Raw genomic sequence first — 11,279 nt, 5'->3', positions numbered from 1 at the left:
GACGGGGATGGCGGTGGTCACGAGGAGAGCTCCGATGCGTGCGTCGCGGCGTACATGACGTTCTCGGAAGTGGCCTCCGAGCGGGCGATCTCTGCGGTGATCCGCCCCTCGCGCATGACGAGGACGCGGTCGGCCATGCCGAGCACCTCCGGCAGTTCGGACGAGATCATGAGGATTCCCATGCCCTGCCCGGCGAGCTCGGAGAGCAGGCGGTGCACCTCGGACTTCGTGCCGACGTCGATTCCTCGGGTCGGCTCGTCGATGATGAGGACCTTCGGCTGCGTCGCGAGCCACTTGGCGAGGACGACCTTCTGCTGGTTGCCGCCGGAGAGCGTGGCGGCGACAGTGTCGAGGGCGTGCGTCTTGACCTCGAGCCTGGTGGCCCATTCCCGGGCGGCGCGGTTCTCGATCCCGGTGGTGAGGAAGCCCAGCTTCGCGAGCTGGCGGCGGATCGAGAGGGTGATGTTGCCGCCGACACCCGATTCGATCACGAGCCCCTGCTTGCGGCGGTCTTCGGGAACGAGCGCGAGACCGGCCCGCATGGCATCGGTGGGGCGGTTGCGCGGGATGCGCGCGCCCTGCATCATGACGGTGCCCTCGCGATAGGGGTCGACCCCGAACACGGCACGCGCGACTTCGCTGCGGCCGGCTCCGACGAGACCGGCAAGGCCCACGATCTCGCCCGCGCGCACGGTGAACGAGATGTCGTGGAAGACACCGGGGCTGGTGAGGTTCTCCACCTCGAGCAGCGGAGCGCCGACCGTGGTCTCCTGCTTGGGGAACAGTTCGGTCACCTCTCGACCGACCATCTGGTGCACGATCTCCTCGACCGAGGTGTCGGCGATCGCACTGGTGGCGATGTAGGCGCCGTCGCGCATGACGGTGACGGTGTCGCAGAGGGCGAAGACCTCGTCGAAGCGGTGCGAGATGAAGATGAGCGCGCGGCCCTCGTCGCGGAGGCTGCGGGCGATCGTGAACAGGCGCTCGACCTCGACGCCGGACAGCGCGGCGGTGGGCTCGTCCATGACGAGAAGGCTCGCGTCGAGCGAGACGGCCTTCGCGATCTCGATGACCTGCTGATCGGCGATCGAGAGGCCCTCCGCCGGACGGTCGGGGTCGATGGTCACGCCGAGCCGGGTGAACAGGCGCTCGACCTCGTGCCGCATGGCCTTGCGATCGATCCGTCCGAAGCGCCCCGTGGGCTGGCGGCCCATGAAGATGTTCTCGGTGACCGAGAGGTCGGGGAAGAGCGTCGGCTCCTGGTAGATCACGGCGACGCCCGCGCTCTTGGACTGCGCGGTCGAGGTGAAGTCCACGTCTTCGCCGTGGAACCGGAAGATCCCTTCGTCGCGCTGGTACAGGCCGGCGACGATCTTCACGAGGGTGGACTTGCCTGCACCGTTCTCGCCGACCAGGGCGTGGATGGAACCGCCGTCGACCGACAGCGTCCCGGAACGGAGCGCGACCACCGCACCGAACGACTTTCGGATGTCGCGGAGCTCGAGCGCCGGTGGAGCACCGGGAGCCCCAGAGGGAATCGTCATTGATCGGACCTAAACTGCAGGATCATCCCTGCGGATTGAATCGTTTTAAAAGGTGGAGCATCTGTAAATTACGACCCTGGGTGGGCTGCTGTCAAGTCACGGAATGAGCAGTGGTACGTTTCAGGGAGAGGTTTCGCGGATCCCGCGGAAAGGAATACGTCGTGGTCGTCAGTGTTCGAGATGTCGCTCTCGCCGCATCCGTGTCTGTCGGGACCGTCTCGAACGTCCTGAACCATCCGGACAAGGTCTCTCCCGCCACGGTGGAACGTGTCACGGCCGCCATCGAGAAGCTCGGGTTCGTGCGCAACGATGCGGCCCGGCAGCTCCGGGCCGGCCAGAGCCGCTCGATCGGCCTCGTGGTGCTCGATGTGCGCAACCCGTTCTTCACCGACATCGCCCGCGGCGCGGAGGAACGCGCCGCCGAGGCCCGGATGACGGTGACCCTCGGCAACAGCGACGAGAAGGTCGAACGCGAACGCGCCTACATCGACCTGTTCGAGGAGCAGCGCATCGCCGGGCTGCTCATCTCCCCCCTCGCCGACGACCTCCCGCGTCTCCGCCGTCTCCGCGACCGCGGGACGACCGTGGTGCTCGTCGACCGTGAGGTCGCCGATGAGAGCTTCTCGTCGGTCTCGGTCGACGACGTGGGCGGCGGCTACCTTGCCGTGCAGCACCTCGCTGCCCAGGGGCGGCGCCGCATCGCTTTCGTCGGCGGGCCGATGGGCATCCGCCAGGTGGTCGACCGTCTCGAGGGTGCCAGCAAGGCGGCGAACGAGGCGGAGGTCTCCCTCGAGGTCATCCTGACCGACTCGCTGAGCGTGCTCGCCGGCCGCGCCGCCGGAGAGACCCTCAGCGCGCGGGCCCCGGAGGACCGGCCCGACGCCATCTTCGCCGCGAACGACCTGCTCGCCATGGGGGTCCTGCAGGCGCTCATGATGCGGGGCAGCATCCGGGTGCCGGACGAGATCGCGCTCATCGGCTACGACGACATCGACTTCGCCGCCGCGGCCGTCGTCCCGCTCTCGTCGATCCGTCAGCCCGCGGAACTCATCGGATACACGGCCGTCGATCTGATGCTGCGAGAGGCCGGCGGGCGGTCCGAGCGCGAGCGGGTGGTGTTCCAGCCGGAGCTCGTCGTGCGGGATTCGACGGCCCGCCCGGTCTGACCGACGCCGACCAGCCGCACGTCAGCGGCGGAGGGCCTTGCGTGCCTTCTTCGACGCCTTCTCGGCGGCCTTCTTGCGCCGCTTCCGCGCCCGGGGGTCGTTCCACAACCGCACCAGCTGGTGCCGGACCGACTCGCCCTTGTTGATCTGCACCGTCGCCGCGCGACTGCCGAAGATGTAGGCGACGAAGGCGACGCCGACGATGAGGAGGATCTTGTTGCGCATGATGCCTGCTTTCTCAGGAGAGACGGCGCTGGTCGTGCGCGAGCCGGGCCCGGAGGCTCGTGTGGATCGAGACGAACGTCGCGGTGTCGCGTCCGGTGAGGACAGCGAGGTTGGCGAGCAGACGGTCGACATGGTCGACGAGCTCCCGCGGGTCGGTGTTCTGACGCGGCGTCACGGAGACGTGCAGCACCGGGCTGCGACGCACATCGTTGGCCGTCACCTGCGCCGAGAGGACCTCGTCGCGCGTCGTGAGGGAGTTCTTCACCGCGTCCGAGACGAACGACTCGTTGACCGTCACACGCCCCAGCGGGTTCTGCGCTCCCGTCGAGCGGAGCACGGTCTTCGAACGCCGTCCGGCGATGCTCGTGAGCGCGAGGATCAGCAGCACGATCACGACCACGATCGCGACGACCGCGCCGATGCCGATCCACGACAGTGCTCCTCCCGCGATGGCGGTCGCGGCGATCGCCTGGTCCAGCCAGGACCGCGCATCCCTGCCGCCTGCTGTCCAGATGTCGGACAGCGTCGGCCAGCTCATGATGGCGATGCCGAGGGCGCCGAGCGCGAGGAACAGCAGCCCGATGATCAGGAGCAGGGTGCGATTCAACGCACGGTTGGTGTTGTTCACAGCTCGTCTTCCTTCTCGGTGGGGCGCTCGATGCGCACCCGCGTGCGAACCCTGTCGGTCAGCCGATACGACTGCAGCTCCGCCTCGGCGGCTGCCCGCACGTCGGATGCGTCGAGAGGCACGCCGATTCCCGGGCGCACGGTCACGTCGACGGTGCGGTGTCCGACACCGACGGTGATGCTGTCGCGGGTGAGACCCGTCTCCTCCGCGAGGTGCTGAGCCAACGCGCTGGCGATCACGCCGTTGTCGACGACCACCGCGCGTCCGCCGGCATCCAGCACGTGCTTGGACAGTCGCCCCGGCGTGATGGCCAGCACCACGAAGGTCAGCCCGATGAGGGCGAGCACCACACTGCCGGCGATCACGAGCCCGGCGGGCTGTGCGGTGGGCAGCCCGATGAGCCAGCCTCCCGCCGCGGCGGGACCGACCAGGAGTGCGGGCTGCGCGGCGAGGCTCAGCACGATCTCGAGCCCGATGTACGCGAGGGCGAGGATGAGCAGGATGACCGCGACGAACATCGCGACGGTGCGCGGCGAGTGCGTTTCGCGTCGGATGACACGGCGCAGAACCGGGGTGCTCATTGCACTCGTCTCCTTTCCGGGATGGTGGCACCGGTGACGGTGAGATTGATGCGGATGACGTTGCGTCCGAGGATCGTGCTCAGGCTCTGCTGCAGCTGCTCCTGCAAATCCCGCGCACGTTCGAGGACGGGCACGGTCTGCGCGATCGCGGCCGTGTCGTCCAGGCGGGGAACGGGAAGAGGCGCGGCGATCCGCACGCTGATCCCCCGCGGGTGCTCGGCGACATCGACCTTCACGTCGCTGCGAGGCACCCCGATCAACGTCGCAGACGCCTTCTCGGTGACGGTGCGGTAGACGCGATCCTTCACCTCGACGCGTCCGCGGACCGCGGCCCCGCCGGCGGCGGCTCCCGAGGGAGCGCCGCCGGCGATGTGCTGGTCGGCGCGCATCAGGAGGTGCGCCGCCCGGTGAAGACGTCCGCGAGACCGCGGACGTCGAGCTTGCCGGACGCGATCCGACCCACGAGCGCGCCGATGCCCGCGAAGACGGCCATGAGGAGGAATCCCCAGAAGCCGAACAGCAGAGCGGCGAGAGCGAGGAGAGCGCCGATCAGGGCACCGACCGTTGTGGCACTCATGAGACTCGCGACTCTTCGCTCTCGTCGCTGTCGTCGCCGGGCACGTGCACGTCGTTGACCTCGACGTTGACCTCGACGACCTCGAGTCCGACCAGACGGCTGATCGCACCGGCGACAGCGGCACGGACGTTGTTCGCGACGTCCTGGATCGGCGCCGGGTACTCCACGACGATGGTCAGGTCGGCGGCGGCCTGCGTGTCGCCCACCTCGACCTTGACGCCCTGGGCGAGGTCGGTGGCGTTGATCACGTCGCGGATCGCACCGAAGGCACGTGCGCCGCCGCCGCCGAGCGCGTAGACGCCGGCGACCTCACGTGCGGCGATGCCGGCGACCTTGGCGACCACGCCGTCGGCGATGGTGGTCTTGCCCGCGGCATTGGCGTCCGTGGGGACGCGCGATGCGGAGAATCCGCTCGACCGGTCGACGCGCGATGCGCCGGTGGCGGCCTTCGGTGCGGCCTGGGCGAGCTCCTTCTCTGCCGGAGCGGGGGTGGTCTGGTCCTGGTTTGCCATGAGGTGTCCCATCTCGATCTGAAGACCGGTCGCGGGTCCCGTATGAGACTCCCGCCGGGAGCGAAACGCTCGCTCGGAGATAGGACGTGCGGAAGGGCCGAAACGTCACAAAGAAGTGCGGATCCCGCGCAGCGGCCTGCGGAAAGGGACGTTCAGGAGGACGGAGTTCCGTACATCTCGCCCACCGGGACCGGCACCGGGAGCACGTTGCCCGGCTGCGCGAGCGGGCAGGCCCACGCCGGGTCGTACGCGCACGAAGGGTTGTAGGCGAAGTTGAAGTCGAGCACGATCGTGCCGCCGTCCGCATCCGACCCCAGGTCGGCACCCTTGATCGTGTCGATCAGGTAGCGCCCGCCGCCGTAGGTTCCGCCGGGACGACCGGCGAGCGCGTCGCGCAGCGGGATGAAGAGACCGCCGCCGTAGGACTTCAGCCGCCAGACGTCGAGCGACCCGGCGTCGGGGATCTCGACCCGACCGACGCGCTCGAACGGAACGATGCCGTCGGTGCCGGTCGCGAACTCGAAGCCTCCCTCATCGGCGGCGAGGACAGGCAGTTCGAATCGCCACTGCGGATCGTACGAGGCGATCGGGAGTCCTTCGAACAGCGCCCGATCCTCCGACAGCAGCGGGGTGGCGGGATGGCGGAGCATCAGATCGTCCCGCTCGATCCGCCAGAGCTCGTGCGCTTCTTCCGGGGAGTCGGCGATCCGAACGGCGTCGTACAGGGCGAAGACCCGACGCCGCCAGTCGACGACGTCGATGGCGGTGCGTGCGGCTGTGATCGTCATGGCCCCAGGCTACGCGGCCGAGCCGGCGATCATCGCGACGTAACCCTCTCGATAGGTGGGGTAGTCGAGGCGGCCGAGCATGGACCGCAGGAGGGTGCCGTCATAGACGAACCCGCCCGGTTCCGCCGAGGCGATATCCGGCGGCACCTCGACCCCCAGCTCGCGTGCGATGAACGTGACGACGTCGCCGAGCGGAGCAGGGCTCTCGTCCACGGCGTGCAGGAGTCGTGGCGGCTCCGGCATCCGCAGCAGCATCTCGAGCGTGCGGACGAGGTCGGTCTCGTGGATGCGGTTGGTGCGTCGCGCGTGTTCCACCGCCACCCCCGCGCGCACCGTGCGCAGAAGGTACTCGCGTCCTGATCCGTAGATTCCCGCCGGCCGCACGATCGTCGCGTCGAAGATCTCGACCGCTGCCCTCTCCCCGTCGAGAAGCCCTCGCGAGCGCATGCTCGTGGGCTCGGGCTGGTCCCGCTCGGTGATCGGCCGCGCCGACCCCGAACCGTCGAAGACCCCGGTCGACGACACGAACACCGTGCGCGCGGGCATCGCCGGCAGGGCGGCGGCGAGATGCGTCAGCGCGGTGCGATAGGCGGCGGGGGTGTCACCGGGTGGAAGCGTGACGAGCATGCGGTCGACCGCGGGAAGCCGCGCGGCGAGCGGCGCCGCCAGGTCGGCGCGGATCCCGATCGCACCCGCAGGAGGAGGACTGTCGCTTCGACGCAGCGCGTACACCTCGCCGTTTTCGAGGAACTGTGGCGCCAGGCGCGCGGCGATCTTGCCGGAGCCGACGAGGAGGGTGCGGGAGGAGGGCGCAGCGGAGCCGTGCATGCGTCTCGATCAGCCCGCGGCGAGCGCCGGCAGCGCGACGCCGTGCAGCGCGTCGACGACGGGGGCGAGTTCCGGCTGCGCCGCGGCGTCTTCGAGCACCTGCGCGAGGGCGGCGTCGTGGATGGGTCGAGCCCGCTCGTAGAGCTCACGCCCTGCGGGGGTGAGCTCGGTGTAGATGCCCCGACGATCGTCGGCGCAGAGGATCCGGGTGAGGAGTCCGCGGTCTTCCAGGCGGTTGACCAGGCGTGTCGTGGCGCTGGGACTCAGGGCCGCGGCTCGGGCGAGCTGCTGCATGCGCATATGCCATCCGTCTTGACGGTCGAGCGCATCCAGCACCGTGTACTCGACCACCGAGAGCGAGGCGGCGTCGGCCAGGCTGCGCTCGAGGGCCGACTCGATCAGGCCGTGCAGGGCGGCGAGCGTCCGCCACCCCTGCGCGCGCACCTCGACCGCGTCGTCACCGATACCCATGGCCACCCTCCGAGATAGTTGCTTGCGCTGGATACTTGCGTGTGCAATCATTGTCCTTCGATGCGCAATATGCCGCGTCTGCAAGTATCCCCACCAATGTACCAGGAGAATCGTCATGCCTCTAGGACTGATCGCCCTCGCCATCGGGGCGTTCGGCATCGGACTCACCGAGTTCGTCATCATGGGCCTGCTGCCCGAGGTCGCCCAGGACTTCGGCGTCACCGAGTCCGCCGCCGGCTGGCTCATCTCCGGCTACGCGCTGGCCGTCGTGGTCGGTGCGCTCGTACTCACCGCCGCGGCGACCCGTCTGCCCAAGAAGCCCGTGCTGCTCGGCCTCATCGTGCTGTTCATCATCGGGAACGTTCTCACCGCATTGGCCGACGACTACGGCGTCGCCATGCTCGGCCGCATCATCGCCGCCCTCTGCCACGGCGCGTTCTTCGGCATCGGCTCCGTCGTCGCGGCCGGCCTCGTCGCGCCCGAGAAGAAGGCGGGCGCCATCGCCATCATGTTCACCGGCCTCACCGCCGCGAACGTCTTCGGCGTGCCGTTCGGCACCTTCCTCGGCCAGGAGCTGGGCTGGCGCTCGACGTTCTGGGCGATCTCCGGCATCGGCGTGCTGGCCTTCGTCGGCATTGCGCTGCTCGTCCCCCGTCTCCCGCGTCCGACCGCACACGTCAGCCTGCGCAGCGAGCTGTCCGCCTTCCGCTCCGGTCAGGTGTGGTTCTCGCTCATCGTCACGATCCTCGCGTTCGGCGGGATGTTCGGAGCCTTCACCTACATCGCCTACACGCTCACCGAGGTGAGCGGCTTCGCGACCTCGACCGTGCCGTGGCTGCTCGTGCTCTTCGGCGCCGGCCTCGTGCTCGGCAACTGGCTGGGCGGACGACTCGCCGACCGTGCGATCGACCGCACCCTGGTCATCTTCATCGCCGCCCTCGTGGTGGTGCTCGCCCTCTTCTCGGTCGCCGCGCCGTCGGGCATCGCCACGATCATCGCCCTGTTCCTGATGGGCGGGTTCGGGTTCGGCACGGTCCCCGGGCTGCAGAGCCGCGTCATGCAGTACGCCGGCGGAGCGCCCACCCTCGCCTCCGGCGCCAACATCGGCGCCTTCAACATCGGCAACGCGCTCGGTGCGTGGGCGGGCGGAATGGGCATCTCGGCAGGGCTCGGCTACACCTCGCCGATCTGGATGGGAGCGATCCTCACCGGCATCGCGCTCGTCGTGATGGTCGTGGCGGCGGCCCGTGCCCGCAGCGCTCTGTCTCGTGATGCACTGTCGCGCGATGCACTGTCTCGTGATGCAGTGTCGCGCGATGCGGTGTCGTCGGGCACGGGTCCGACCGCCGTCGCCTCGGTCCCGGCCGGCTGACCCGACACTCGGTCACCCGTCGGACGGATTCACGGATGCAGGACGATTCGACACTCTTCTTGTCGACCTCCGTGCGTTCTCCCGACATGTGCACCCGGCGACGATCGCCGCACGCAGAAGCGCCGCACCCTCCGACGAGGATGCGGCGCTTCGTTCCCGCTGCGGAGGCTACTCCGCGGCGGCGATCTTCTTGGCGTCGTCCGTGTTGAGCACGCGGAACAGGATCGCGGCGATCACGGCGCCGACGACCGGGGCGACGATGTACAGCCACAGCGAGCTCCACGCGAAGTGACCGCTGACCGAGAGGCCGAGCGCGACCGCCGGGTTGAAGCCGCCGCCCGAGATCGATCCGACCGTGGCCGCACCGACGAAGACGGTCGCACCGATCGCGAGACCGTAGAAGGAGTTGCCCGCGGTGTCCTTCGACGTGGCGGTGTTGAGCACGACCCACACCAGGATCAGCGTGAAGAGGGCCTCGACGAGGAACGCCGGCCCGACCTCGATGATCATGGCCTTCTCGCCGGCGGGCCACACGGCGAGCGCGACGAGCGCGGCCACGGCACCACCGACGAACTGGGCGATGAGGTAGGCGATGAAGTCGACGACGCTGAGGCCGCCGCGCAGGAACACACCGACCGAGACGGCCGGGTTCAGGTGTGCACCCGAGATGTGACCCGTCGAGTACACGAGCACCATCAGGGTGAAGCCGATCGCGAGCGGGGTCAGCGGGCTGCCGCTGTTGACCGCCGCGATGATCGCGAGGACGAAGAGGAAGGTGGCGATCGCTTCTGCGAGCGCCTTGCGTGCCGTACCAGTCATGAGAGAGCCCTTTGTCTTGGGGATTCGTGGGAGAGGAGGCTCGTTTGGCCGCTCACTCCGGTCGACGCACCCCTCTTGCGGCACTGACGCTATCGCTGCGCCGACCGGAATATCGGGAGCCGCGCGGGCTTTCTGTGAATTCGCTGAACTACGCGCGAGCGGCGATCGCGGCGCTGTCCACGCCTCGGGGCAGCGCACCGAACAGGCCGGAACCGCCGTCGATGCGGGCGGCGATGAACCCGTCGGCGACCACGGCGGGCGCCGCGCGCAGCAGCTGTGCCGCCGACAGGGTCAGCGCGAGGGCCTCGACGAGCCTGCGCGCCGAGGCGTCCGGCATCGGATCCGCCGCCGCCTCTGCCACCAGACGCCTCGTGCGGTCCAGATGGGCGTCGAACCGGGAGTCCACACCCCGCACCGCCGACACCTCGGCGTCGAAGGCCTCGAGCGATTCGGGTTCTCGGGCGAGCGCCCGCAGCACGTCGAGCGCGATCACGTTGCCCGAGCCCTCCCAGATCGCCATCACCGGCTGCTCGCGGTACCGCATCTCGAGGGGCCAGTCCGTCGTGATGCCGTTGCCCCCGAGGCACTCCAGCGCCTCGGCGGCGTGGCCGGGCGCGCGCTTGCACACCCAGTACTTCATGACTGCCGTCGCCAGCCGGCGGAACGCCCGATCCTGTGCCGAGGCGTCATCGTCGTACGCACGGGCGAGCCGCATCGCGACCGCCGTCCCCGCCTCGACCTCGAGCTGCAGGTCGGCGATCACGGCCGTCATCGCGGGCTGATCGATGAGGGTGCGCCCGAACGCCGATCGATGCCGCACATGCCATGCGGCCTCGGCGACCCCCTGGCGCATGCCGGCCAGCGAGCCGAGCATCGAGTCGAGCCGCGTGCGGGTGACCATGTCGATGATGGTGCGCACGCCGCGCCCCTCCTCCCCCACGAGGGTCGCCTCGGCCTGCTCGTACTCCACCTCGCTCGAGGCGTTCGACCGGTTGCCCAGCTTGTCCTTGAGCCTCTGGAAACGGAGCCGATTGCGCGTGCCGTCGTCGAGCAGCCGCGGCAGCAGGAAGCATGACAGCCCACCCGGCGCCTGCGCGAGCACCAGGAAGGCGTCCGACATCGGTGCGGAGCAGAACCACTTGTGGCCGGTCAGCGCATAGCGCCCGTCGCCCTGCGGCACGGCGGACGTGGTGTTCGCCCGCACATCGGACCCGCCCTGCTTCTCGGTCATGGCCATGCCGAACAGGGCGCCGGGCTTTCCGAGGCGCAGTCCGGGCTCGTACGAACGCGACAGCAGCCGGGGCATCCACTCCTCCGCGAGGCGCGGATGCGAGGCGATCACGGGAACGGCCGAATGCGTCATCGACACCGGACAGGCATGACCGGGCTCGACCTGCGCGTAGAGCATGAACGTGGCGGCGCGAGCGGCGCCGGCCCCCGGACGGGGGTCCGCGAATGCGGCGGTGTGCGCCCCGTCGGCGACGGCTGCGCCGATGACCCGGTGATAGGCGGGGTCGTACTCGACCTCGTCGATGCGCTCGCCCCAGCGGTCGTGCGTGCGCAGCACGGGCTCGTTCCGGTTCGCCCGCCGGGCGTCGTCTTGGAAGCCCGCCGACCCGACGCGACGACCGATGCCCCGCAACGCCTCGTCCGCCCACTCCGCGCCGTGCAGCCGCACCGCCTCGGTCAGCGCGATGTTCGCCCCGTACTCGTCGATATCGACGCGCGGCGGGGCCTGATTGAAGACGCTGTGTGTGCTCACGATGCC

14 protein-coding genes are annotated in these 11,279 nt (G+C 69.4%); 2 read left to right on the top strand and 12 right to left on the bottom strand.

Annotation, left to right across the window (positions count from 1 at the left end; genetic code table 11):
* Nucleotides 1-17 precede the first annotated feature (17 nt).
* Nucleotides 18-1,544: a sugar ABC transporter ATP-binding protein gene (locus ACLFA2_RS10205; RefSeq protein ID WP_426621226.1), complete on the bottom strand. Its 1,527-nt coding sequence runs from the start codon at nt 1,542-1,544 to the stop codon at nt 18-20.
* A 161-nt stretch (nt 1,545-1,705) separates the two neighbouring features.
* Here ACLFA2_RS10205 and ACLFA2_RS10200 point away from each other — a divergent pair, with 161 nt between their 5' ends.
* On the top strand, nt 1,706-2,710 hold the full coding sequence (locus ACLFA2_RS10200) for a LacI family DNA-binding transcriptional regulator (RefSeq protein WP_029259386.1): 1,005 nt from the start codon (nt 1,706-1,708) through the stop codon (nt 2,708-2,710).
* 21 nt (nt 2,711-2,731) lie between these two features.
* On the opposite strand, the gene ACLFA2_RS10195 is transcribed toward ACLFA2_RS10200, so the two are convergent.
* From ACLFA2_RS10195 to ACLFA2_RS10155, 9 genes are all read right to left on the bottom strand, one after another.
* Nucleotides 2,732-2,935, bottom strand: a complete 204-nt coding sequence (locus tag ACLFA2_RS10195) for a hypothetical protein (protein WP_021201636.1) — start codon at nt 2,933-2,935, stop codon at nt 2,732-2,734.
* A gap of 13 nt (nt 2,936-2,948) precedes the next feature.
* Nucleotides 2,949-3,563: a hypothetical protein gene (locus tag ACLFA2_RS10190; protein ID WP_029259388.1), complete on the bottom strand. Its 615-nt coding sequence runs from the start codon at nt 3,561-3,563 to the stop codon at nt 2,949-2,951.
* Nucleotides 3,560-4,144, bottom strand: a complete 585-nt coding sequence (locus ACLFA2_RS10185) for a DUF6286 domain-containing protein (protein ID WP_021201634.1) — start codon at nt 4,142-4,144, stop codon at nt 3,560-3,562. Before ACLFA2_RS10185 ends, ACLFA2_RS10190 begins: the two co-directional genes overlap by 4 nt.
* Complete coding sequence (locus tag ACLFA2_RS10180) at nt 4,141-4,533, bottom strand: hypothetical protein (protein ID WP_426621225.1); 393 nt, start codon at nt 4,531-4,533, stop codon at nt 4,141-4,143. The genes ACLFA2_RS10185 and ACLFA2_RS10180 overlap by 4 nt, the downstream gene beginning before the upstream one ends.
* Nucleotides 4,533-4,721, bottom strand: coding sequence for a DUF2273 domain-containing protein (locus ACLFA2_RS10175; RefSeq protein WP_017829702.1), 189 nt, complete (start codon nt 4,719-4,721; stop codon nt 4,533-4,535). The genes ACLFA2_RS10180 and ACLFA2_RS10175 overlap by 1 nt, the downstream gene beginning before the upstream one ends.
* Nucleotides 4,718-5,233: an Asp23/Gls24 family envelope stress response protein gene (locus ACLFA2_RS10170; RefSeq protein ID WP_029264815.1), complete on the bottom strand. Its 516-nt coding sequence runs from the start codon at nt 5,231-5,233 to the stop codon at nt 4,718-4,720. The genes ACLFA2_RS10175 and ACLFA2_RS10170 overlap by 4 nt, the downstream gene beginning before the upstream one ends.
* A 152-nt stretch (nt 5,234-5,385) precedes the next feature.
* Nucleotides 5,386-6,021 carry a DUF1684 domain-containing protein gene (locus tag ACLFA2_RS10165; RefSeq protein ID WP_021201631.1) on the bottom strand — a complete coding sequence of 212 codons (636 nt, stop codon included), beginning with the start codon at nt 6,019-6,021 and terminating at the stop codon, nt 5,386-5,388.
* Nucleotides 6,022-6,030: 9 nt separating this feature from the next.
* On the bottom strand, nt 6,031-6,849 hold the full coding sequence (locus ACLFA2_RS10160; RefSeq protein WP_426621224.1) for a sugar nucleotide-binding protein: 819 nt from the start codon (nt 6,847-6,849) through the stop codon (nt 6,031-6,033).
* A gap of 9 nt (nt 6,850-6,858) precedes the next feature.
* Nucleotides 6,859-7,320, bottom strand: coding sequence for a MarR family winged helix-turn-helix transcriptional regulator (locus ACLFA2_RS10155; RefSeq protein ID WP_167255199.1), 462 nt, complete (start codon nt 7,318-7,320; stop codon nt 6,859-6,861).
* A 115-nt stretch (nt 7,321-7,435) separates the two neighbouring features.
* Between ACLFA2_RS10155 and ACLFA2_RS10150 the strand changes: the two genes are divergently transcribed.
* Entirely contained in the window at nt 7,436-8,692 is a 1,257-nt protein-coding gene (locus tag ACLFA2_RS10150) for an MFS transporter (RefSeq protein ID WP_426621223.1), read from the top strand.
* A gap of 168 nt (nt 8,693-8,860) precedes the next feature.
* Here the strand turns inward: ACLFA2_RS10150 and ACLFA2_RS10145 are convergent, their stop codons facing one another.
* Nucleotides 8,861-9,511, bottom strand: coding sequence for an MIP/aquaporin family protein (locus tag ACLFA2_RS10145; RefSeq protein ID WP_029259393.1), 651 nt, complete (start codon nt 9,509-9,511; stop codon nt 8,861-8,863).
* 148 nt (nt 9,512-9,659) lie between these two features.
* The gene (locus ACLFA2_RS10140) at nt 9,660-11,273 is read right to left on the bottom strand and encodes an acyl-CoA dehydrogenase family protein (RefSeq protein ID WP_347123892.1); all 1,614 of its coding nucleotides are present in this window, start codon (nt 11,271-11,273) and stop codon (nt 9,660-9,662) included.
* Nucleotides 11,274-11,279: the final 6 nt, after the last annotated feature.

The sequence above is a fragment of the Microbacterium sp. As-52 genome (assembly GCF_049949185.1).
Lineage (GTDB): Bacteria > Actinomycetota > Actinomycetes > Actinomycetales > Microbacteriaceae > Microbacterium > Microbacterium maritypicum_A.
This window is presented reverse-complemented; position numbering and strand designations above follow the sequence as displayed.

What these genes read in the sequence shown, in the direction of transcription:
- ACLFA2_RS10205 (WP_426621226.1), bottom strand. Translation starts at nt 1,544, where the DNA reads ATGACGATTCCCTCTGGGGCTCCCGGTGCTCCACCGGCGCTCGAGCTC.
- ACLFA2_RS10195 (WP_021201636.1), bottom strand. Translation starts at nt 2,935, where the DNA reads ATGCGCAACAAGATCCTCCTCATCGTCGGCGTCGCCTTCGTCGCCTAC.
- ACLFA2_RS10185 (WP_021201634.1), bottom strand. Translation starts at nt 4,144, where the DNA reads ATGAGCACCCCGGTTCTGCGCCGTGTCATCCGACGCGAAACGCACTCG.
- ACLFA2_RS10180 (WP_426621225.1), bottom strand. Translation starts at nt 4,533, where the DNA reads ATGCGCGCCGACCAGCACATCGCCGGCGGCGCTCCCTCGGGAGCCGCC.
- ACLFA2_RS10175 (WP_017829702.1), bottom strand. Translation starts at nt 4,721, where the DNA reads ATGAGTGCCACAACGGTCGGTGCCCTGATCGGCGCTCTCCTCGCTCTC.
- ACLFA2_RS10170 (WP_029264815.1), bottom strand. Translation starts at nt 5,233, where the DNA reads ATGGCAAACCAGGACCAGACCACCCCCGCTCCGGCAGAGAAGGAGCTC.
- ACLFA2_RS10165 (WP_021201631.1), bottom strand. Translation starts at nt 6,021, where the DNA reads ATGACGATCACAGCCGCACGCACCGCCATCGACGTCGTCGACTGGCGG.
- ACLFA2_RS10160 (WP_426621224.1), bottom strand. Translation starts at nt 6,849, where the DNA reads ATGCACGGCTCCGCTGCGCCCTCCTCCCGCACCCTCCTCGTCGGCTCC.
- ACLFA2_RS10155 (WP_167255199.1), bottom strand. Translation starts at nt 7,320, where the DNA reads ATGGGTATCGGTGACGACGCGGTCGAGGTGCGCGCGCAGGGGTGGCGG.
- ACLFA2_RS10150 (WP_426621223.1), top strand. Translation starts at nt 7,436, where the DNA reads ATGCCTCTAGGACTGATCGCCCTCGCCATCGGGGCGTTCGGCATCGGA.
- ACLFA2_RS10145 (WP_029259393.1), bottom strand. Translation starts at nt 9,511, where the DNA reads ATGACTGGTACGGCACGCAAGGCGCTCGCAGAAGCGATCGCCACCTTC.